The organism is Streptomyces sp. NPDC047525 (genome assembly GCF_040643025.1).
GTDB lineage: Bacteria > Actinomycetota > Actinomycetes > Streptomycetales > Streptomycetaceae > Streptomyces > Streptomyces durmitorensis.
Genome location: NZ_JBEYTL010000005.1, coordinates 225,882 through 247,891, shown reverse-complemented (window position 1 = coordinate 247,891; position 22,010 = coordinate 225,882). Strand labels below are relative to the sequence as shown.

Below are 22,010 nucleotides of genomic sequence, written 5' to 3'. Positions count from 1 at the left end.
AGCACGGATGCGCCTGCAGTCGGCAGCGCTGGTGAGGGGACGTGCCGGTTTGTCTGCCCGGAGCACGGTTCGCGGCGCTCCGGTGGCGAAGTAGCAATCGCGGCCACCGGACGATAGCGAGGACGGACATACCGGCGCGGCCCCGGCCCCAAGGCCAAGTGGCGCCGCAGCACGGATGCGCCTGCAGTCGGCAGCGCTGGTGAGGGGACGTGCCGGTTTGTCTGCCCGGAGCACGGTTCGCGGCGCTCCGGTGGCGAAGTAGCTGTGCGGTCACCGGACGATAGCGAGGACGGACATACCGGCGCGGCCCCGCACCCACAGACGGAGCGGCTCCGCAGTGCGGGTGCACGGACGTGGCGGTTTGTCTGCCCGGAGCATGGTTCATGGCGCTCCCCTGCCGCAGTACCCCGCGGCCACCGGACGGCACGGCCCCGCCCCCAAGACGGACCAGCACCGCGCCGCCCCCGGTTACTTCCTCTTGCCGCCCAGGATCTGGCCCAGCAGGTCCCCAAGGCCCCCGCCCCCGCCCCCGCCCCCGGCTCCGCCCCCCGCCGACTTCGACGCCGACGCACGCTTCGTCAGTACCGTCAACAGCACCGGGATCAGCAGCTCGATCACCCGGGTCACGGAAGCCGCCGGCAGGCCCGTTTTCTTTGCCACCGCGTTCGCCACCGGCCTGCTCATCTTCGCCAGCACCCCGGACAGCATCCCGCCCGCCGCAAGCCCCCCGAAGCCCCCGAACCCGGCGATCCCCTGCGGAGGCGCCGCTTCGTCGAGGGCCTGTTGGACCTCCTCCGCCTCCGCCGGGTCCTCCGCCTTCTCCTGCAGGTTCCCCGAAAGCGCGTTCACCGTGGTCCCCACCACGTCCTGCGCCCCCGCGGCATCCGTGCCCAGAAGCCCCGCGATCTCCTGAAGCCTGTCGTCGCCGAGTTCGTCGAGGACGTCCTTCTCCAGCGAGGTTCCGGGCCCAGTTTCAGAAGATTCTTCGCTCATGGGTTAAAAGCTACTTCTGCCCCACTTCGTCGGCACCCCGAAAACTCGTCGCCTTGCCCGTGCAACCCTTCCCGCCCGACGCGGGTCGTACTGTGCGTCGGGACTTCTGGGGGGGATCTGGGGGGATCGCGGAGTACCGACAGGGGAGGGGAGACCCGAGGGGGCCCGGTCGCAAGACCGGGCCCCCTCGAAGCTGTCTCCACCACCCCCAACCCTTGCCCCCACCCCGAGTTGTCCACAGGCTTCCCGCACTGTCAGCGCCGAGCGATAGCGTCGGCCCATGTCGAGTCCAGCAGCAGCGACAGCGAAGACGACAGCGAAGACGGCGGCGAAGACGGCGGCGACAGCCGCAGTGGTCGAGGGGGTCCTCGAGCGGATCACCTACGCCAACGAGGAGAACGGGTACACCGTCGCCCGCGTGGACACCGGCCGAGGCGGCGGCGACCTCCTCACCGTCGTCGGCGCACTGCTGGGCGCCCAAGTGGGAGAGTCCCTCCGCATGGAGGGCCGCTGGGGCTCCCACGCCCAGTACGGCAAGCAGTTCACGGTGGAGAACTACACCACCATCCTCCCCGCCACCATCCAAGGCATCCGCCGCTACCTCGGCTCAGGCCTCATCAAGGGCATCGGCCCCGTCATGGCCGACCGCATCACCACCCACTTCGGCGTGGACACCCTCGACATCATCGAGAAGGAGCCCAAGCGCCTCGTCGAGGTCCCCGGCCTGGGCCCCAAGCGCACCAAGATGATCGCCGCGGCCTGGGAGGAACAGAAGGCCATCAAGGAGGTCATGGTTTTCCTTCAGGGCGTGGGCGTCTCCACCTCCATCGCCGTCCGCATCTACAAGAAGTACGCGGACGCCTCCATCTCCATAGTGAAGAACGAGCCCTACCGCCTGGCCGCCGACGTCTGGGGCATCGGCTTCCTCACCGCGGACCGCATCGCCCAGTCCGTCGGCATCCCCCACGACAGCCCGGAACGCGTCAAGGCAGGCCTGCAGTACGCACTCTCCCAGTCCACCGACCAGGGCAACTGCTACCTCCCGGAGGAGCGCCTCATCGCGGACGCGGTGAAGCTGCTCCAGGTGGACACGGGCCTGGTCATCGACTGCCTCGCCGAGCTCGCGACGGAGGACGAAGGCGTAGTACGCGAGCGAGTCCCGGGCCCCACCAGCGGCCCCACCATCGGCCCCAACGCAGCCCCCAACGCCGGCCCCACCGGCGAAGAGGACGTCACCGCCGTCTACCTCGTCCCCTTCCACCGCGCGGAACTCTCCCTCTCCGCCCAGCTCCTGCGCCTCCTCAGAACCCCGGAAGACCGCATGCCCGCCTTCCAGGACGTCGCCTGGGACAAGGCCCTGGCCTGGCTTGCCACCCGCACCGGCGCCGACCTCGCCCCCGAGCAGGAGGCGGCGGTCAGGCTCGCCCTGACGCAGAAGGTCGCCGTCCTCACCGGAGGCCCCGGCTGCGGCAAGTCCTTCACGGTCCGGTCCATCGTGGAGCTGGCCCGCGCCAAGAAGGCCAAGGTCGTCCTGGCCGCCCCCACGGGCCGCGCCGCCAAACGCCTCGCCGAGCTCACCGGAGCCGAGGCCTCCACGGTCCACCGCCTCCTGGAGCTCAAGCCGGGAGGAGACGCCGCGTACGACAAGGACCGCCCGCTCGACGCCGACCTCGTCGTGGTCGACGAGGCGTCCATGCTGGACCTGCTCCTGGCCAACAAGCTGGTGAAGGCCGTCGCCCCCGGCGCCCATCTCCTGTTCGTCGGAGACGTGGACCAGCTGCCGAGCGTCGGCGCGGGCGAGGTCCTGCGCGACATGCTCAGCGAGCAGAGCCCCGTCCCCGCCGTCCGGCTCACCCACATCTTCCGCCAGGCCAAGCAGTCCGGCGTCGTCACGAACGCCCACCGCATCAACTCCGGGGTGCCGCCCATCACCCAGGGCCTCAGCGACTTCTTCCTCTTCGTGGAGGACGAGACCGAGGACGCGGGGCGGGTCACGGTGGACGTGGCCGCGCACCGCATCCCGGCGAAGTTCGGCCTCGACCCGCGCCGCGACGTCCAGGTGCTCGCGCCCATGCACCGCGGCCCCGCGGGCGCGGGGAACCTGAACGGCCTGCTCCAGCAGGCCATCACCCCCAGCAGACCGGACGTACCGGAGAAGCGCTTCGGCGGCCGGGTGTTCCGCGTCGGCGACAAGGTCACCCAGATCCGCAACAACTACGAGAAGGGGCAGAACGGCGTCTTCAATGGCACCGTCGGAGTAGTCACCTCGCTCGACTCCGATGAGCAGCGGCTCACGGTCCTTACGGACGAGGACGAGGAGATTCCGTACGACTTCGACGAACTGGACGAACTGGCCCATGCGTACGCGGTCACCATCCACCGCTCCCAGGGCAGCGAGTATCCGGCGGTGGTGATCCCCGTGACCACGGGGGCATGGATGATGCTGCAACGAAATCTGCTCTATACGGCGGTCACGCGCGCCAAGAAGCTGGTCGTCCTGGTCGGTTCGCGCAAGGCTCTGGGACAAGCGGTGCGCACGGTCTCCGCGGGCAGACGCTGTACGGCCCTGGACTTCCGGCTCGCCGGAGGCCGTGGTTCCACCCCCGGAGCCACCCCCGGATCGACCCCTGGATCCACCCCCCGAAATTTTGATCGATCAAACGAGTAGGAAAGGTCACACACCACTTCCGCAACCGGGCACAGGGGGGCAGGATGAGTAAGTTGGCGGCACTCAGTGCCGCCAATAGGCCCAATGGTCGACCCCGAGTGCACTCTCCAGGGCCAAATGGGGGATGGTAGAGACAGTCAGGGCACCTCGAAGAAGAGGCACAACGTCGGTGAGGGATGACGTGAGCGACAACTCTGTAGTACTGCGGTACGGCGATGGCGAGTACACCTACCCGGTGATCGATTCGACTGTCGGCGACAAGGGCTTCGACATCGGGAAGCTCCGCGCCCAAACCGGTCTGGTGACCCTGGACAGCGGCTATGGCAACACCGCCGCCTATAAATCCGCCATCACCTACCTCGACGGCGAGCAGGGCATCCTGCGGTACCGCGGCTATCCGATCGAGCAGCTGGCCGAGCGCTCCACCTTCACCGAGGTGGCGTACCTGCTGATCAACGGCGAACTGCCGAAGGTCGACGAGCTCGCCAGCTTCAAGAACGAGATCACGCAGCACACGCTGCTGCACGAGGACGTCAAGCGGTTCTACGACGGCTTCCCGCGTGACGCCCACCCGATGGCGATGCTGTCGTCCGTGGTCAGCGCGCTGTCGACGTTCTACCAGGACAGCCACAACCCGTTCGACGAGGAGCAGCGCGACCTCTCGACGATCCGCCTGCTCGCCAAGCTTCCGACGATCGCGGCGTACGCCTACAAGAAGTCCGTGGGCCACCCGGTCGTCTACCCGCGCAACGACCTCGGCTACGTCGAGAACTTCCTGCGCATGACCTTCTCGGTGCCGGCCGCCGAGTACGACCTGGACCCGGTCGTCGTCTCCGCGCTCGACAAGCTCCTGATCCTGCACGCGGACCACGAGCAGAACTGTTCGACCTCCACCGTGCGTCTGGTGGGCTCGTCGCAGGCGAACATGTTCGCCTCGATCTCCGCCGGCATCTCGGCCCTCTGGGGCCCGCTGCACGGTGGCGCCAACCAGTCCGTCCTGGAGATGCTCGAGGGCATCAAGCAGGACGGCGGCGACGTCGACAACTTCATCCGCAAGGTGAAGAACAAGGAAGACGGCGTGAAGCTCATGGGCTTCGGGCACCGCGTCTACAAGAACTTCGACCCCCGGGCGAAGATCATCAAGGCGGCGGCGCACGACGTCCTCTCGGCTCTCGGCAAGGACGACGAGCTGCTGGACATCGCCCTCAAGCTCGAGGAGCACGCGCTGGCCGACGACTACTTCGTCGAGCGCAAGCTCTACCCCAACGTGGACTTCTACACGGGCCTCATCTACCGCGCGATGGGCTTCCCGACCGAGATGTTCACCGTGCTGTTCGCGCTCGGCCGTCTTCCGGGCTGGATCGCGCAGTGGCACGAGATGATCAAGGAGCCGGGATCCCGCATCGGGCGCCCGCGCCAGATCTACACCGGTGAGGTTCTCCGGGACTTCGTCCCGGTCGAGGGTCGCTGACCCGCACGCCGTAGGCGCGCGACAGAGCGCGCCAAGCGAAAAGCGCCCCGCCGCCGATCCCCCCACGGGTCGGCGGTCGGGGCGCTTTCCTGTTTCCCGGTGCGGATTCCCCCCACGGGATCCGGCCGGGCGTCTGTGGTGGCAGCGCGCCAGTTGTGCTGTCGTCCTGCGATCTGCCGGGACGCGTACGTACCAGGAGGGCCGCTCAAGCTCCCCGGTGCACGTGTCCCGGCCAACGCATTCCTAGGAACATCCCCCAAGATGTCCCCGATGTCTAGAGACGTCCCCCAAGACGTCCCCGGCATCGCCTCTTAGACTCACGAGCCCCCCGAATGGTTACGTTGGGATCGCTGTGATCTGCGTCTCCTGCATATGTCCTGTACATGCGCAAGAGTTCCGATATGCCGATCAAGACTCGTACGTGAGAATGCTGCAACCAGTATGTGAAGAGACTATGTGAAAGTCCTGAGACGGAGGCTGTTGGTGACGACAAAGACTGAAGAAAAAGCCATCGCCGCCCCCGCGATCATCGGGTTCAGGAGTCCGGCCGCGGCCAGCGGCAGCGCGGCCACGTTGTAGCCGAAGGCCCAGAAGAGATTGCCCTTGATCGTGGCGAGGGTCTTACGGGAGAGCCTGATCGCGTCGGCGGCCCCGCGCAAGTCCCCGCGCACCAGCGTCAGATCGCTCGCCTCGATGGCCGCGTCCGTGCCCGTGCCCATCGCCAGGCCCAGATCGGCGGTGGCGAGCGCGGCGGCGTCGTTGACCCCGTCCCCGACCATCGCGACGACCTTGCCCTCGTCCCGCAGCCGCCGTACGACATCGACCTTGTCCTCGGGCAGGACCTCGGCGTACACGGCGTCCGCCCCGATGCCGACCGCCTTCGCCACCGCCTGGGCGACGGCCCGGTTGTCCCCGGTGAGCAGCACCGGCGTCAGGCCCAGGGCGCGCAGCTCGCGCACCGCCTCGGCGCTGGTGTCCTTGACCGTGTCGGCGACGGTGAGGACACCGCGTGCCACGCCGTCCCAGGCGACCAGGACGGCTGTACGTCCCGCCGCCTCGGCCCCGGCCTTGAACGCCGCCACCGAGGCGAGCCCCTCGACCCCCGCCTCCGCGAGCAGCCGCTCACGCCCCACGAGCACCAAGTGGCCTTCCACCGTGCCGCGCACGCCGGACCCCGCGACGTTCTCGAACCCCTCCACGGCGGGCAGAGCGCCCGCCTGAAGCCCCAACTCCGCGGCGGCGCCCGCCGCGACCGCCCGCGCCACCGGGTGCTCGGAGGCGTGCTCCAGGGCCCCCGCGAGCCGCAGCAGCTGCTTCTCCTCGGTCTCGTCGGCCGCGTACACGTCCCGCAGCGTCATCCGCCCCGTCGTCACCGTCCCGGTCTTGTCCAGGACGACGGTGTCCACCCGGCGTGTGGATTCGAGGACTTCGGGGCCCTTGATGAGGATGCCGAGCTGTGCACCGCGCCCCGTGCCGACCATCAGGGCGGTCGGCGTCGCCAGGCCGAGGGCGCACGGGCAGGCGATGATCAGGACGGCGACGGCCGCCGTGAAGGCGGCGGTCGCGTCGCCGGTGGCGCCGAGCCAGCCGCCGAGCGTGGCGGTGGCGATCATCAGGACGACCGGCACGAAGATCCCGGCTATCCGGTCGGCGAGGCGCTGCACCTGGGCCTTGCCGGTCTGCGCGTCCTCGACGAGCCGGGCCATCCTGGCCAGTTGGGTGTCGGAGCCGACCCGCGTGGCCTCGACGACGAGCCGCCCCGACAGGTTCGTGGTCGCCCCGGTCACCGCGTCGCCCGCGGCCACGTCCAGCGGGACGGACTCACCGGTCAGCATCGAGACGTCGACCGCGGACGCGCCGTCGACGACGGTGCCGTCGGTCGCGACGGTCTCTCCGGGGCGTACGACGAAACGGTCGCCGACCACGAGCCGCGCGACCGGGACCCGGACCTCGGCGCCGTCCCGCAGCACGGCCGCGTCCTTGGCGCCCAGTTCGAGCAGGGCCCGCAGCGCCGAGCCCGCCTTCCGCTTCGCGCGGGCCTCCAGCCAGCGCCCGAGGAGGATGAACGTGATGACGCCCGCGGCGACCTCGAGATAGAGCGTGGAGGATGCGTCGGCGCGCGACACCGTGAACTCGAAGCCGTGCCGCATCCCCGGCATCCCCGCGTCCCCGAGGAACAGCGCCCACAGCGACCAGCCGAACGCGGCGAGCGTGCCCACCGACACCAGCGTGTCCATGGTCGCGGCGCCGTGCCGCAGGTTCGTGAACGCCGCCCTGTGGAAGGGGAACCCGCCCCAGACGACGACGGGCGCGGCCAGGGTCAGCGAGAGCCACTGCCAGTTGTCGAACTGCAGCGAGGGGACCATCGCCAGGAGGACGACGGGCAGGGAGAGGAGCGCCGAGCCGATGAGCCGCTGGCGAAGGGTGTCGGGCTCGGTGATGTCCGCGGTCGTGGCCGGTGCCTCGGGCTCGGGAGCGGCGGGCACCAGCTCCTGCGCGGTGTAGCCGAGCTTCTCGACCGTCGCGATCAGCTGCCCGACCTCGACCCCTTCCGCGTACGAGATCTTCGCCTTCTCCGTGGCGAGGTTGACCGACGCGGTCACGCCCTCCACGCGGTTCAGCTTCTTCTCGATGCGGGCGGAGCAGGAGGCGCAGGTCATTCCGCCGACGGCGAGTTCGACTTCGTTCATGGCTCTTTCGTACGTCTGGGGTGAAGCGGCTGCGGGCCCTGTGACGGTGTCACAGGGCCCGGGGTACCCGGCAAGGGGAGAGTCAGGCCTTGCTGACACCGGCGAGTTCGTAGCCCGCCTCGTCGACCGCGGCGCGGACCGCGGCCTCGTCGAGCGGGGCCTCGGAGATCACGGTCACCTGGCCGGTGGCGGCCACCGCCTTGACCGAGCTGACGCCGGCGATCTCGGAGATCTCGCTGGAGACGGCACCCTCGCAGTGGCCACAGGTCATGCCGGTCACCTCGTACACGGTCGTCACGGCACCCTGCGGCGTCCCGGCGGCGCCGTCCGAGTGGCAGGAACCGCTGGGGGAGCAGCAGGAGCCGGAGGTCTCGGCCTGCGGGAGCTCGGTCTGGGCGCTCATGTCGTTCTCCTCGGTGATCGGTGAGGGTGCGGCGTGTGTGCGTGCGTATGCGTCGTAATGTGCAGGAGTGGTCCCGGTGTTCCCGGAGACCCCCTGACACTCACCACACTATACCCCTAGGGGGTACACCTCAACGGGGTGGCCACCGCGGAGGGCGAGGGTGGTGTCCCACCGGGGCGTTCAGTCTCTGCGTCCGCGGTTGCGCGGCCGCGCGGCGACCCAGGCGCGGATGGTGTCCGCGTACCAGTAGGGCTTCCCGGACTCCACGTGGTCGGGTTCGGGAAGCAGACCGTGCTTGCGATAGGAGCGCACGGTGTCCGGCTGCACCCGGATGTGTGCGGCGATGTCCTTGTAGGACCAGAGCCTTCGGTCGGTCATCAGTGGCACCTCCCTGCGGGCGCCGCAGGGGCGGCTCGGGGGGAGCCGTCGGGGGAGCTGCGGCGCGACGCTGGCGATCACTCAGCCTGTGCCCGGTGAACGACGCGGAGTTGAGGCAGGAGGGCGGCTGTCGACCGGCTGTGACGGAAGACCCGCGTAGGCGGGACATGTGTGACAGGAAGAGGTTGTTTGTGACGCTTGTGATGCATCCGGGGGCGCGGTGGTGCGGCGCACGACAGGCGCACGGATGCGGAGAGTGAGGCGGAGAGTGAGGCGGAGAACGTAAGCGGGGTGGACCGGGCCCGCTGCGCCGGGCCCGGTCCACCGGCTTCCCTGCATCCCCCGTGCCCTGACGGCAACGAAGGTTCCCCCGCGCCAGATGGCTCGAAGGCAACAGACTGCCTCCGACGGGGTCCGGCGTATTGGAAAAAACCGCACCGCACCGCGCGGCAGTCGGCGACGCGCGGCCTCAGGTGAGGATCAGGCTCGTCGGCTCGTCCGTGAGCCGGTCGGCCGACTGCGGGCCGCCGCCCGGCGCCCGGAGCGCGCGCCGCATCACGGCGAACTCGCGCGGCGTGCAGCCCGTCATGGCCCTGAACTCGCCGCTCAGATGCGCCTGGTCGTAGAAGCCGCAGAGCGCGGCCGTCTCCGCCTGGGTGCGCCCCGCCACCAGCATCCGCCGCGCCCGCTGGAGCCGCAGGACCCGCCCCGCAGCCTTGGGTCCGATGCCGATCTGCTCCCGGAAGCGGTTCTCCAGCTGGCGTACGCTCCAGCCGACCTCCTCGGCGATGTGCCCCACGGGAGCGGCGCCCCGGGTGCGCACCAGCTCGCTCCACGCCCGCACCGTGCGCTCGCAGGACGGCGGCCCGGCCTTCGACCAGCGGGCGAAGACGTCGTCGAGGAGGGCGAAGCGCTCGCGCCACGAGGGCAGCGCGCCGAGCGCCGCGGCGAGTTCCGCCACGCTGCTCCAGCGGCCGGGGCCGGGCCGGACGCCGAGCGCGTCCGGGTCGAGATTCCGGTCCGCCACCTCGTGCAGGGCGGTGCCGAAGAGGGTGAACGCGGCCCAGGGGGCGAGCAGCACCTCGATGCCCGCGAGCCGCCCGTCGTGCTCGCCGACCACCGGTGTCGTGCCGAGCCCCGAGAGCACCGAGACCAGCGTCACCGGCTCCTGCCGCGACTGCCCCGACTGCCGCGCGTGCCCGGATCTCGCGAGCCCGGATATCCGCACCGGATGCTCGAAGCCGAGCATCAGCGTCACCGCGCCGATCGGGACTTCGAGCCTGCGCCGCGGCCGCCCGAGCGCGAGCCGGAAGCCGCGGTAGACGATGATCCCCGGCCGCAGGCGGGGGTGGGGTGACGCGAGTGCGACCTCCCAGCCGTCCACCGGACTAGGCGCCGCAGGAGCGCAGATACGAGCGGGTGCGGCGGGCGATGGGCAGCGGCTTGTCCGGCGGGCACGGGTACATGTCCTGCTCGACGATGGCGAACAGCTCGACGCCCAGCTTCTGGGCCGCCGCGAGGACCGGCTCGATGGCGGGCACCCCGGTCGGCGGCTCGCACATCACACCGCGGGCCACGGCGGGCCCGAACGGCATTTCCTGCGCGCGCACTTCGGCAAGGACCGCCGGGTCGACCTGCTTGAGGTGCAGATAGCCGATGCGTTCGCCGTACGTCTCGATGAGCTTGACGTTGTCACCGCCGCAGTAGGCGTAGTGGCCCGTGTCCAGGCAGAGCGAGACGAGGTCGGAGTCCGTCGCGTCGAGGAAGCGGGTGACGTTCTTCTCGTCGTCGATGTGCGTGTCGGCATGCGGATGGACGACCACGCGCAGGCCGTAGCGCTCGCGCACCTCGTACGCCAACCGCTCGGTCTGGAGCGTGAGCTGACGCCACTGCTCCGGGGTGAGCGTGCGGTCCTCCAGGACCTCGCCGGTCTTGTCGTCGCGCCAGAAGGACGGGATCACGACGAGGTGCTCCGCGCCCATCGCCTGCGCGAGCGCGGCGTTGTCGGCCACATGGGCCCATGTCTTGTCCCATACGGAGGGTCCGTGGTGCAGGCCCGTGAAGACCGTTCCCGCCGACACCTTCAGGCCGCGCTTGTGGGTCTCGGCGGTCAGTACGGCCGGATCCGTGGGCAGATAGCCGTACGGGCCGAGCTCGATCCACTCGTATCCGGAGTCCGCCACCTCGTCGAGGAAACGGCTCCAGGGCACCTGGCCCGGATCCTCGGGGAACCACACCCCCCACGAGTCGGGGGCCGATCCGATCCGGATGCGTGACAGCGTCGTCATGTCCGCCAGCTTTCAGGGCGCCGCGGAACGGTGTCAAGGAGTGGTCCGAATGTAAGGACAATGTGTTGACAGGGTTCGTGGGGCGGAATAGACCTAGGGGAGGGCTCAAGGGGGCGATGCCGAAAGGGAGTGCAGGGTGACCGATCCGTACGACGTCATCACGATGGGCCGGATCGGGGTGGATCTCTATCCCCTGCAGGCCGGGGTGCCGCTCGCCGATGTCAGCACGTTCGGCAAGTTCCTGGGCGGCTCGGCGTCGAACGTCGCCGTCGCCGCCGCGCGGCTCGGCCGCCGGGTCGCCGTCGTCACCCGCACCGGCGAGGACCCCTTCGGGGACTATCTGCACCGGGAGCTGCGGGAGTTCGGGGTCGACGACCGGTGGGTGAGCGGGGTCGCGGGCCTTCCGACCCCGGTGACCTTCTGCGAGGTCTTCCCGCCGGACGACTTCCCGCTCTACTTCTACCGGCAGCCGAAGGCGCCCGACCTGGAGATCCACGAGAAGGAGCTCGACCTCGGCGCGATCGCCTCCGCGCGGGTGTTCTGGATGACGGGCACGGGGCTCTGCGCGGAGCCCAGCAGATCGGCGACCCTGGCCGCGCTCCGCCACCGCGCGAAGGCCGGGCTCACGGTCTTCGACCTCGACTGGCGGCCGATGTTCTGGGAGCGGGCCGATGAGGCCCGGGACTTCTACGCACAGGCGCTCGCGCAGGCCACCGTCGCGGTGGGCAACATCGACGAGGTCGAGATCGCCACCGGAGTGCGCGAACCGATCGCCGCCGCCTGTGCGTTGCTGGAGTCCGGCGTCGAACTCGCCGTGGTCAAGCAGGGCCCCAAGGGGGTGCTCGCCATGAACAGCTCGGGCGATGCCGTGGAGGTGCCGCCGCTGCCCGTGACGGTGCTCAACGGCCTCGGGGCCGGGGACGCCTTCGGCGGGGCGCTGTGTCACGGGCTGCTCGCCGGCTGGGAGTTGGAGCGGATCATGCGGTACGCCAACGCGGCGGGGGCGATCGTCGCGTCCCGCCTGGAGTGTTCGTCCGCGATGCCGTTCCCGGACGAGGTCGAGGCGGCGCTCGCCGCGGGAGCCGTGGCCCATGATTGACCTCGCCGAACTCGTCAGGACCCGGGCCCAGCACCCCGAGGCCATCGCGGAGGCCGCAGCCCGGCGCCCCCGGCGTCCGCTCCTCGGTGACAGCGGGCGGCTGATGATCATCGCTGCCGACCACCCCGCACGGGGCGCCCTCTCCGTCGGCGGGGACAAGCTGGCCATGGCCAACCGCGGTGACCTCCTGGAGCGGCTCTGCCTCGCGCTCTCACGCCCCCGCGTGGACGGCGTGCTGGCCACCGCCGACATCCTCGAAGACCTCCTCCTGCTCGGCGCGCTCGACGGCAAGGTCGTCATGGGGTCGATGAACAGGGGCGGGCTCGCAGGCGCCTCGTTCGAGCTGGACGACCGGTTCACCGGCCACCGGGCCGAGGACATCGACCGGCTCGGGTTCGACGCGGGCAAGCTCCTGCTGCGCGTCGACCACGAAGACCCCGGCTCGCTGACCACCCTGTACTCCAGCGCCCGTGCTATCGACGCCATGGCCGCCCGGAAGCTGCCCGTCTTCGTCGAGCCGTTCCTCTGCCGCCGCGCCTCCGCCGGCGGTCCGCCGCGGAGCGACCTGAGCGCCGAGGCCGTCACCACGTCCATCGCCATCGCGTCGGGGCTCGCCGGGACATCGGCGTACACCTGGCTGAAGGTCCCCGTGACCGAGAATCCGGACGACATGGCGCAGGTCATGGAGGCCTCGACGCTGCCCGCCGTCCTCCTCGGGGGCGATCTCGGTGACGACAGCGAAGCCGCGTACGAGAAGTGGCGCGGCGCGCTCCAACTGCCGACCGTGCACGGGCTCGTGGCCGGGCGCACGCTGCTGTACCCGGCCGACGGCGATGTGGCGGGCGCCGTCGACACCGCTGTCGGACTGCTGTAGGAGGGCCCCATGACGTACGTACCGAAGGGCAGCGCGGCCGAGGGGCCGTACGCTCTCGAACTCGACCCCAAGCGGTCCGGTCTGGTCTATTCCGCGCTGCGCGTGGTCGACATCGAACCGGGCGCCACGCACTCCTTCGCCACCGGGGAGAGTGAATGGATCGTGCTCCCGCTGACCGGCGGCTGTACGGTGCACGCGGAAGACGAGATCATCGAACTGCTGGGCCGGGACAGCGTGTTCAGCGGAGTGAGCGACTTCGCCTACGTGCCCCGTGACGCCCACATCCAGATCGCCTCCGGCGCGGGAGGCCGCTTCGCCCTGGCAGGAGCGAAGTGCGAGCGTCGACTCCCCGCCCGCTACGGCTCCGCGCCGGAGGTTTCCGTCGAGCACCGCGGCAGCGGCACCTGTGCCCGCGAGGTCCGCAACTTCGCGTCCGCCGACGCCTTCGACTGCGACCGCCTCATCGCGGTCGAGGTGATCACGCCCGGCGGCAACTGGTCCTCGTACCCGCCGCACAAGCACGACGAGCACCGTCCGGGCGTCGAGGCCGAGCTCGAGGAGATCTACTACTTCGAGATCGAGACCGGCGACGGAGGGCAGGAGGGCTTCGGCTACCAGCGGGTCTTCCCGTCGCGCCCCGGCGGCACCGACGTCCTCGCCGAGGTCCGGACGGGCGACGCCGTGCTCGTGCCCGACGGCTGGCACGGCCCGTCGATCGCCCAGCCGGGGCACAGCATGTACTACCTGAACGTGATGGCAGGACCCGGCGACGAGCGGGAGTGGAAGATCTGCTTCCATCCCGATCACACGGAGGGATACCGATGACCTCGATCAGGCTGACCACCGCACAGGCCCTCGTCCGCTTCCTGTCCCGGCAGTTCACCGAGCGCGACGGGCAGCGGCAGCGGCTCATCGGCGCCACCTGGGGCATCTTCGGGCACGGGAACGTGGCGGGCATCGGCCAGGCACTCGTCGAGTACGGCGACGCCATGCCCTTCCACCAGGGCCGCAACGAACAGGCCATGGTGCACGCCGCCGTCGGGTACGCCCGCCAGTCGGGCCGCCTGTCCACGCACGCCGTCACCACCTCCATCGGCCCCGGCGCGACCAACCTCGTCACCGGCGCCGCGCTCGCGACGATCAACCACCTCCCGGTGCTCCTGCTGCCGGGCGACACCTTCGCGACCCGCCCCGCCGACCCGGTGCTCCAGCAGCTCGAAGTCCCGTACGCGGGCGACGTGTCGGTCAACGACTGTCTGCGCCCGGTGTCGAAGTACTTCGACCGGATCACCCGGCCCGAGGCCCTGATCCCGGCCGCGCTCGCCGCGATGCGCGTGCTCACCGACCCGGCGGACACCGGCGCCGTCACGCTCGCGCTGCCGCAGGACGTGCAGGCGGAAGCCTTCGACTGGCCGGAGGAGTTCTTCGCGGAGAGGGTGTGGGGCGTACGCCGTCAGGCGCCCGATCCGCGCGAACTGGCCGCCGCCGCGACGGCCGTGCGCGAGGCGCGGCGCCCGCTGATCGTCGCGGGCGGCGGAGTCCACCACAGCGCGGCCGAGGACGCGCTGCGGGAGTTCGCGGACGCGACCGGGATCCCCGTCGCCTCCACCCAGGCGGGCAAGGGGTCCCTGCGGTTCGACCACCCGGCGGACGTCGGCGGCATCGGGCACACCGGCACGGCCACCGCCGACGAACTCGCCTGCACCGCCGACCTGGTGATCGGCGTCGGCACCCGCTACAGCGACTTCACCACCGCGTCCGGCACGCTCTTCACGGCGCCGGACGTCCGCTTCCTGAACCTCAACGTCACCGCGTTCGACGGCCACAAGATGGCGGGTGCGCCCCTGGTCGCGGACGCGCGCGCGGGCCTCGAAGCCCTGACCGGCGCCCTGGAGGGGTGGCGCGTGCCGCCCGCGTACGTCGCCGAGTACACCGAGGACAAGGTGCGCTGGGAGCAGCGCGTCGACGCGGCGTACGCGGCCGACGAGCCCGACGTGCGCCCCACGCAGCTCCAAGTCCTGGGCCTCCTGGATGAGTTGGTCACCGACGAGGACGTGGTCATCAACGCGGCCGGGTCGCTCCCCGGAGATCTCCACAAGCTGTGGAGGGCGCGCTCGCCCCGGCAGTACCACGTCGAGTACGGCTACTCCTGCATGGGATACGAGATCCCCGCGTCGATCGGCGTCGCGCTGGCGGCACCGGACCGCCCCGTCTGGGCGCTGGTGGGCGACGGGACGTATCTGATGATGCCCACCGAGATCGTCACGGCGGTCCAGGAGAACGTCCCGATCAAGGTCGTGATCCTGCAGAACCACGGGTACGCGTCCATCGGCGGGCTCTCCGAGTCCGTGGGCGGCGAGCGGTTCGGCACCGCCTACCGCTTCCGGGAGCCGGACGGGACGTACACGGGCGCCCCGCTGCCCGTCGATCTCGCGGCCAACGCGGCCTCGCTCGGGATGCACGTGATCCGCGCCAAAACAGTCGTTGACCTGCGCGATGCCCTCGCCGAAGCGCGGGCGGCCGACCGCCCCACATGTGTCTACGTGGAGACGGAAACGGCAGACACAGTGTCGCCCCCGCCCCCGGCGCAGGCGTGGTGGGATGTGCCCGTGGCCGAGACCGCGGACCGACCGTCGGCGATCAAGGCCAGGAAAGAGTACGACCGGCACGTCTCAGCCCGACGCCGCCACCTGTGAGAGTAGGGATGCTTGTCATGACGAAGACCGTCAATCACTGGATCGGTGGGAAGACCGTCGAGGGTGCGTCAGGTGCGTACGGTCCGGTGACCGACCCGGCGACCGGCGCCGTCACCACGCAGGTCGCCTTCGCGAACGTGGACGAGGTGGACGCCGCCGTCGCCTCCGCGCGCGAGGCGTACGCCACGTGGGGCAAGTCGTCCCTGGCCAAGCGCACCTCGGTCCTCTTCGCCTTCCGCGCGCTTCTCGACGCCAACCGTGACGCGATCGCCGAGCTGATCACCGCCGAGCACGGCAAGGTGCACTCGGACGCGCTCGGCGAGGTCGCCCGCGGTCTGGAGATCGTGGACCTCGCCTGCGGGATCACGGTCCAGCTCAAGGGCGAGCTGTCGACGGAGGTGGCATCGCGCGTGGACGTCTCGTCGATCCGCCAGCCGCTTGGCGTCGTCGCGGGCATCACGCCGTTCAACTTCCCGGCCATGGTGCCGATGTGGATGTTCCCGCTGGCCATCGCGTGCGGCAACACCTTCGTCCTGAAGCCGTCGGAGAAGGACCCCTCGGCCGCGATGAAGATCGCGGAGCTGCTCTCCGAGGCCGGGCTCCCGGACGGCGTCTTCAACGTCCTGCACGGCGACAAGGTCGCTGTCGACCGCCTCCTGGAGCACCCGGATGTGGCGGCCGTCTCCTTCGTCGGCTCCACGCCGATCGCCCGCCACATCCACACCACCGCGACCGCCAACGGCAAGCGCGTCCAGGCTCTCGGCGGCGCCAAGAACCACATGCTGGTCCTGCCGGACGCGGACCTCGACGCGGCGGCGGACGCGGCCGTGTCGGCGGCGTACGGCTCGGCGGGCGAGCGCTGCATGGCGATCTCGGCCGTGGTCGCGGTCGGCTCGATCGGCGACGAGCTCGTCGCGAAGATCAAGGAGCGGGCCGAGAAGATCAAGATCGGCCCCGGCAACGACCCCACGTCGGAGATGGGCCCGCTCATCACGGCGGCGCACCGCGACAAGGTCGCCTCGTACGTCACCGGCGCCGCGGCCGAGGGCTGCGAGGTCGTCCTGGACGGCACCGGCCACACGGTCGAGGGCTTCGAGGACGGCCACTGGATCGGCCTCTCGCTCCTGGACCGCGTACCGGTGACGGCGAACGCGTACAAGGACGAGATCTTCGGCCCCGTCCTTTGCGTGCTGCGGGTCGACACCTACGAGGAGGGCGTGGCGCTGATGAACGCCTCCCCCTTCGGCAACGGCACCGCGATCTTCACGCGTGACGGCGGCGCCGCGCGGCGCTTCCAGCTGGAGATCGAGGCGGGCATGGTCGGCGTGAACGTCCCGATCCCGGTGCCGGTCGGCTACCACTCCTTCGGTGGCTGGAAGGACTCGCTCTTCGGGGATCACCACATCTACGGAAATGACGGGACGCACTTCTACACCCGGGGCAAGGTGGTCACCACCCGCTGGCCCGACCCGTCGGACGCCCCCGAGGGTGTGGACCTCGGGTTCCCGCGCAATCACTGAGGGCACACAGAGGGCACACAGAGGGCCCGTGTACCGCGACGGCGGTATGCGGGCCCTCTCGCCTACTCCCCAGGTAGACAACCGGGTTCAACCCACCGGCTGCCTCGGTTGTCGGCCCTCGCCCGTACGGTTGACGCATGGATCTACGACTGCCCAAGCTGCCCAAGCGCAGACTGCTCGCCGCGGTGGCCGCCGTCGCGCTGCTCGCGGGCGCGGGCACCTGGACGGCGGTGGCCTCGGACGACGGGCCCGCCGTGCACCGCTCGGACCGCATGATGCGGATGCCGGGCGCGGGCGGCGCGAAGATCGACACTTCGTACTTCACCGCGGGCGACCCGACGGCGAAGCGCCCCGCCGTCCTCATCGGCCACGGCTTCGGCGGCAGCAAGGACGACCTGACCGCCCAGGCCGAGGGCCTGGCCGAGAAGGGGTACGCGGTCCTGACCTGGTCCGCCCGCGGCTTCGGCAAGTCCACCGGCAAGATCGGGCTCAACGACCCGAAGGGCGAGGTCAACGACGCCACGCACCTGATCGACTGGCTGGCGACCCGCCCCGAGGTCCAGCTGGACAAGAAGGGCGACCCCCGCGTCGGCATGACCGGCGCCTCGTACGGCGGGGCGGTCTCCCTCCTCACCGCCGGGTACGACAAGCGCGTGGACTCCGTCGCCACCCAGATCACGTACTGGAACCTCAGCGACGCCCTCTTCCCGAACGGCGTGTTCAAGAAGCTCTGGGCCGGCCTGTTCATCAACACCGGCGGCGGCTGCGAGCGGTTCGAGAAGCGGCTCTGTGAGATGTACAACCGCGTCGCGGTGAACGGCAAGCCGGACGCCGAGGCCCGCAAGCTCCTCGCCGAGCGCAGCCCCGAGGCCGTCGGCGACCGCATCAAGGTGCCCGCCCTGCTCATGCAGGGCCAGACCGACTCCCTCTTCCCGCTCGGCCAGGCCGACGCCACGGCCAAGGCGATCCGGAAGAACCACGCACCGGTCTCCGTCGACTGGATCTCGGGCGGCCACGACGGCGGCGACCGCGAGGTCGGGCGGGTCAACGCCCGCGTCGGGTCGTGGTTCGACCGCTATCTGAAGGACGACAAGAGCGCGGACACCGGCCCCGCCTTCCGCGTCACGCGCACCGGAGGCATCGACTCCACCGACGGCGCGGCGCAGCTGCGGGGCGCGAGCGGCGACACGTACCCCGGCCTGGAGAGCGGGCAGCGGGACATCGCGCTCAGCGGGCGCGAGCCGCAGCGCGTCGAGAACCCCGCGGGCGCCGCGCCGCCCGCCATCTCCGCGCTCCCGGGCGCGGGCGGCGGCGGACTGGGCCAGCTCTCCTCGCTGGGCGTCGGCGTCTCCCTCGACTTCCCCGGCCAGCACGCCGCGTTCCAGTCGGCGCCGCTCAAGGACGACCTGCGGATCACCGGATCACCGAAGGTGCGGGTGCACGTCAAGTCCAGCAGCGAGGACGCCGTGCTCTTCGGGAAGGTGTACGACGTGGGGCCCGGCGGCGGTCAGAAGGTGCTGCCCTCGCAGCTCGTCTCGCCGATCCGGGTGGAGGGCGCGAAGGAGGGCAAGGACGTCGAGCTCACCCTGCCCGCCGTCGACCACGACCTGCAGAAGGGCCACCGCCTTCGCCTCGTCCTCGCCTCGACGGACCTGGGATACGCCTCTCCGACGCAGCCCGCCACGTACGCCGTGTCCGTGAAGAGCGACCTTTCGGTCCCCACGGCGCCCGGCGTGAAGACGGCGGCGACGCCGCTGCCCGCCTGGGTGTGGTGGCTCCCGGCGTCCGGAGCGGTGATCGCGGCGCTCCTCCTGCTCACCGCGCGGCGGCGGACGGCGGCGCCCGCGCCGGACCCGGAGCTCGCGGAAGTGCCGCTGACGATCACGGACTTGAGCAAGCGGTACGCCAAGTCCGTGGACCGTTACGCGGTGCGTGACGTCTCCTTCAGCGTCGAGAAGGGGCAGGTGCTCGGTCTCCTGGGCCCGAACGGCGCGGGCAAGACGACGACCCTGCGCATGCTCATGGGCCTCATCCGCCCCGACGAGGGCGAGATCCGCGTCTTCGGGCAGGCGATCAGGCCCGGCGCCCCGGTCCTCTCCCGGGTCGGCGCGTTCGTCGAGGGCGCGGGCTTCCTGCCGCACCTCTCAGGCCGCGAGAACCTGGAGCTGTACTGGAAGGCCACCGGCCGCCCCGCCGAAGACGCCCGCATGGACGAGGCGTTGGAGATCGCCGGGCTCGGCGACGCGCTGGCCCGCGCGGTGCGGACGTACTCGCAGGGCATGCGGCAGCGGCTCGCGATCGCCCAGGCGATGCTCGGCATGCCGGACCTGCTGATCCTCGACGAACCGACGAACGGCCTGGACCCGCCACAGATCCGCGAGATGCGCGAGGTGATGATCCGGTACGCCGAGGGCGGCCGCACGGTCATCGTCTCCAGCCATCTCCTCGCCGAGGTCGAGCAGTCCTGCACGCACCTGGTGGTCATGGACCGCGGCCGGCTGATCCAGGCGGGCCCGGTCGCCGAGATCGTCGGCTCCGGCGACACGCTCCTGGTGGGTCTCGCGGACGACATCGCCGACCCCATGGTCGACAAGGTGGCCGCGCTGCCCGGCGTCGCGTCGGCGGTCCGCGCGGACGGCGGCCTCCTGGTGCGCCTCGACGGCACGGACGGCGCGAGCGCCGCACGGCTCCTTCCCGAACTGGTGCGCCTGGAGCTGCCCGTGGAGTCCATGGGCCCGCACCGCCGCCTCGAGGACGCGTTCCTGACCCTGATCGACGGAGGCACCGCATGAGCGCCACAGCCACGGAGCCGGGCACGGAACGCGCCACGGCCCCCGGATACCGCCCCGGCCGCACGCTGCCGCTGCGCGTCGAGGCCGTCCGCCAGCTGAAGCGGCGCCGGACCCTTGTGATGGCCGGGGTGATGGGCCTGCTGCCCTTCGTCCTCGTCCTCGCGTTCACCATCGCCGGGTCTCCGGAGAGCCGCAGCGGCCGGGTGACACTGATGGACACGGCCACGGCGTCCGGCGGCAACTTCGCGGCGACGTGCCTGTTCGTGTCGGCGGGCTTCCTCCTGGTCATCCCCGTCGCACTGTTCTGCGGGGACACGGTCGCATCGGAGGCGAGCTGGTCGTCCCTGCGCTATCTCCTGGCGGCTCCCGTCCCGCGGGCCCGCCTCCTGTGGTCGAAGCTGGCCGTGGCGCTCGGCCTCAGCGCGGCGGCCATGGTGCTGCTCCCGCTGATCGCCCTGGCGGTCGGGACAGTGGCGTACGGCTGGGGCCCGCTGCAGATCCCGACCGGCGGCGCCCTGCCCGCGGGGACGGCGGCGCAGCGCCTGGTGATCGTCGTGGCGTACATCTTCGTCTCCCAACTGGTCACGGCGGCGCTCGCGTTCTGGCTCTCGACCAAGACGGACGCGCCGCTGGGAGCGGTGGGCGGCGCGGTGGGCCTGACCATCGTCGGCAACGTCCTGGACGCGGTGACGGCACTGGGCAGCTGGCGCGACTTCCTGCCGGCGCACTGGCAGTTCGCCTGGGCGGACGCGATCCAGCCGAGGATGGAGTGGGGCGGAATGATCCAGGGCTCGGCGGTCTCGGTGACGTACGCGCTCGTGCTGTTCGCGTTGGCGTTCAGGGGGTTCGCGCGCAAGGACGTCGTCAGCTGAGGTTCTTGGCGCGGCACCGGCCGGGGTTCCTGCTGCGGCGTCCGTTCCGCGGCTGCGGGGTTTGAGGCGTATGGCGGTGACGCAACCTCATGGGATGGCGGGTACGAGGAGAAGGCCCCAGGTCCTGCCCGGACATCGGGTGCGGGAGGTGCCCAGCCCCGCCGAGCACGACTCGGACCGGTCGTGGCTGCTGGGCGCCGGCGTGGCCCTCGTGAGCGTGACGCTCGTCGTGCTGATCGTCGTCGTGGCGCCGCGCCATCTGCTGGACTGGGACACTTCCGGAGCTCGTGTCCCGGACCGGGCGAAGGCGATCAACGACATACGGGCCACGCTGCTTCAAGGGCTGGCCGGGCTGGCCCTGCTGGTGGGCGCGTTCTTCACCTGGCGGCAGCTGCAGGTGAGCCGCCATGGGCAGCTCACCGGCCGATTCACTGCCGCGGTCGAGCAGTTGGGCCATTCGAGCGTGGGCGTGCGCATCGGCGCGATCTTCGCGCTGGAGCGAATCGCTGTCGACTCCCGGGACGACCGCGGCGCCGTCGTCGAGGTGCTCTGCCTCTTCGCGCAGCGCAACGCGCTCGCCCTGACGCTCGACGCCCGTCCGTCCCCCCGCGCCATCGCGCACAGCCAAGAAGTCGCCCTGGCACACGCGGGAGAAACTCTGCTGGTCATACGCTCCCGGACGTGCACGCGGCGGTCACCGTGCTCGGACGCGCGCCGCGACCCAAAGGTCTTGAACTGCGTCTTCAGCGAGTGGACCTACGGCGCACGATGCTCGATTTCGCGAATCTCGAGGACGCGGACCTGCACTATGCCGATCTGACGAACGTGCACCTACGGGGCGCCAATCTGAAGCGGGTCGACCTGTCCGGGACGTGGCTGGTCAGAGCCGTACTCATGGACGCCGACATGCGGCAGGCCTCCCTGCGGTCCGTACTGCTGTGCTACGCCCGGCTCGACGGCGCCGACCTGCGCGCGACGGACCTCAGCAACGCCGACCTGACGGCGGCGTTCGTCGAGGGCGCGCGATTTGAGTTGGCCGATCTGCGCGGTGCCGTTCTGACGGACACCAACCTGGCCGAGGCCACGCTCACCGGAGCCGTGGCCGACGACACGACGGTCTGGCCCCGCGGATTCGACCCGGCAGCCGCGGGAGTGCTGCCCGCGCACGATGCGCCGCCGCTGCGACCCCTGAGCCTCTTCCCGCAGGACCCGCCCAGCGGGAGTGCGCGCGGCGTTTCGCCGTAGCCGCATCGAGACTCATCCGCA

The 22,010-nt window shown here is 70.7% G+C and carries 17 protein-coding genes; 11 read left to right on the top strand and 6 right to left on the bottom strand.

Annotated features, from left to right (window positions below):
* Nucleotides 1–468: 468 nt before the first annotated feature.
* Complete coding sequence (locus ABZ833_RS16590) at nucleotides 469–993, bottom strand: DUF937 domain-containing protein (RefSeq protein WP_361046832.1); 525 nt, start codon at nucleotides 991–993, stop codon at nucleotides 469–471.
* A 280-nt stretch (nucleotides 994–1,273) separates the two neighbouring features.
* Between ABZ833_RS16590 and ABZ833_RS16585 the strand changes: the two genes are divergently transcribed.
* Entirely contained in the window at nucleotides 1,274–3,661 is a 2,388-nt protein-coding gene (locus tag ABZ833_RS16585) for an ATP-dependent RecD-like DNA helicase (RefSeq protein WP_361046829.1), read from the top strand.
* A 124-nt stretch (nucleotides 3,662–3,785) separates the two neighbouring features.
* Nucleotides 3,786–5,132, top strand: coding sequence for a citrate synthase (locus tag ABZ833_RS16580; protein WP_249589823.1), 1,347 nt, complete (start codon nucleotides 3,786–3,788; stop codon nucleotides 5,130–5,132).
* A gap of 452 nt (nucleotides 5,133–5,584) precedes the next feature.
* On the opposite strand, the gene ABZ833_RS16575 is transcribed toward ABZ833_RS16580, so the two are convergent.
* The 5 genes from ABZ833_RS16575 to ABZ833_RS16555 all read right to left on the bottom strand — a co-directional run bounded on the left by ABZ833_RS16575 (nucleotide 5,585) and on the right by ABZ833_RS16555 (nucleotide 10,891).
* Nucleotides 5,585–7,822: a heavy metal translocating P-type ATPase gene (locus ABZ833_RS16575; protein ID WP_361046826.1), complete on the bottom strand. Its 2,238-nt coding sequence runs from the start codon at nucleotides 7,820–7,822 to the stop codon at nucleotides 5,585–5,587.
* A gap of 82 nt (nucleotides 7,823–7,904) precedes the next feature.
* Nucleotides 7,905–8,225, bottom strand: a complete 321-nt coding sequence (locus ABZ833_RS16570; protein ID WP_361046823.1) for a cation transporter — start codon at nucleotides 8,223–8,225, stop codon at nucleotides 7,905–7,907.
* A 180-nt stretch (nucleotides 8,226–8,405) separates the two neighbouring features.
* Nucleotides 8,406–8,603 carry a MarR family transcriptional regulator gene (locus ABZ833_RS16565; protein WP_361046820.1) on the bottom strand — a complete coding sequence of 66 codons (198 nt, stop codon included), beginning with the start codon at nucleotides 8,601–8,603 and terminating at the stop codon, nucleotides 8,406–8,408.
* A 469-nt stretch (nucleotides 8,604–9,072) separates the two neighbouring features.
* Nucleotides 9,073–9,987, bottom strand: a complete 915-nt coding sequence (locus ABZ833_RS16560; protein WP_361046816.1) for a helix-turn-helix domain-containing protein — start codon at nucleotides 9,985–9,987, stop codon at nucleotides 9,073–9,075.
* A gap of 4 nt (nucleotides 9,988–9,991) precedes the next feature.
* The gene (locus tag ABZ833_RS16555; protein ID WP_361046813.1) at nucleotides 9,992–10,891 is read right to left on the bottom strand and encodes a sugar phosphate isomerase/epimerase; all 900 of its coding nucleotides are present in this window, start codon (nucleotides 10,889–10,891) and stop codon (nucleotides 9,992–9,994) included.
* 163 nt (nucleotides 10,892–11,054) lie between these two features.
* On the opposite strand from ABZ833_RS16555, the gene iolC reads away from it, so the two are divergent.
* The 9 genes from iolC (at nucleotide 11,055) to ABZ833_RS16510 (ending at nucleotide 21,989) form a co-directional block, all read left to right on the top strand.
* Nucleotides 11,055–11,990: a 5-dehydro-2-deoxygluconokinase gene (gene iolC, locus ABZ833_RS16550; RefSeq protein ID WP_361047491.1), complete on the top strand. Its 936-nt coding sequence runs from the start codon at nucleotides 11,055–11,057 to the stop codon at nucleotides 11,988–11,990.
* Nucleotides 11,983–12,864 (top strand): deoxyribose-phosphate aldolase, encoded by an 882-nt coding sequence (locus ABZ833_RS16545; RefSeq protein ID WP_361046810.1) that lies wholly within the window; start codon nucleotides 11,983–11,985, stop codon nucleotides 12,862–12,864. Before iolC ends, ABZ833_RS16545 begins: the two co-directional genes overlap by 8 nt.
* Before the next feature lie 9 nt (nucleotides 12,865–12,873).
* The gene (gene iolB, locus ABZ833_RS16540) at nucleotides 12,874–13,689 is read left to right on the top strand and encodes a 5-deoxy-glucuronate isomerase (RefSeq protein WP_361046807.1); all 816 of its coding nucleotides are present in this window, start codon (nucleotides 12,874–12,876) and stop codon (nucleotides 13,687–13,689) included.
* Nucleotides 13,686–15,560 (top strand): 3D-(3,5/4)-trihydroxycyclohexane-1,2-dione acylhydrolase (decyclizing), encoded by a 1,875-nt coding sequence (iolD, locus tag ABZ833_RS16535; protein ID WP_361046803.1) that lies wholly within the window; start codon nucleotides 13,686–13,688, stop codon nucleotides 15,558–15,560. Before iolB ends, iolD begins: the two co-directional genes overlap by 4 nt.
* 17 nt (nucleotides 15,561–15,577) lie before the next feature.
* A complete protein-coding gene (mmsA, locus tag ABZ833_RS16530) occupies nucleotides 15,578–17,080 on the top strand; it encodes a CoA-acylating methylmalonate-semialdehyde dehydrogenase (protein WP_361046800.1) in 1,503 nt (500 codons plus the stop codon).
* 137 nt (nucleotides 17,081–17,217) lie between these two features.
* On the top strand, nucleotides 17,218–19,872 hold the full coding sequence (locus ABZ833_RS16525; RefSeq protein ID WP_361046797.1) for an alpha/beta fold hydrolase: 2,655 nt from the start codon (nucleotides 17,218–17,220) through the stop codon (nucleotides 19,870–19,872).
* A complete protein-coding gene (locus ABZ833_RS16520) occupies nucleotides 19,869–20,744 on the top strand; it encodes an ABC transporter permease (RefSeq protein ID WP_361046795.1) in 876 nt (291 codons plus the stop codon). Before ABZ833_RS16525 ends, ABZ833_RS16520 begins: the two co-directional genes overlap by 4 nt.
* 148 nt (nucleotides 20,745–20,892) lie before the next feature.
* Complete coding sequence (locus tag ABZ833_RS16515) at nucleotides 20,893–21,564, top strand: hypothetical protein (protein ID WP_361046792.1); 672 nt, start codon at nucleotides 20,893–20,895, stop codon at nucleotides 21,562–21,564.
* Nucleotides 21,513–21,989, top strand: a complete 477-nt coding sequence (locus ABZ833_RS16510; protein WP_361046790.1) for a pentapeptide repeat-containing protein — start codon at nucleotides 21,513–21,515, stop codon at nucleotides 21,987–21,989. Before ABZ833_RS16515 ends, ABZ833_RS16510 begins: the two co-directional genes overlap by 52 nt.
* Nucleotides 21,990–22,010: the final 21 nt, after the last annotated feature.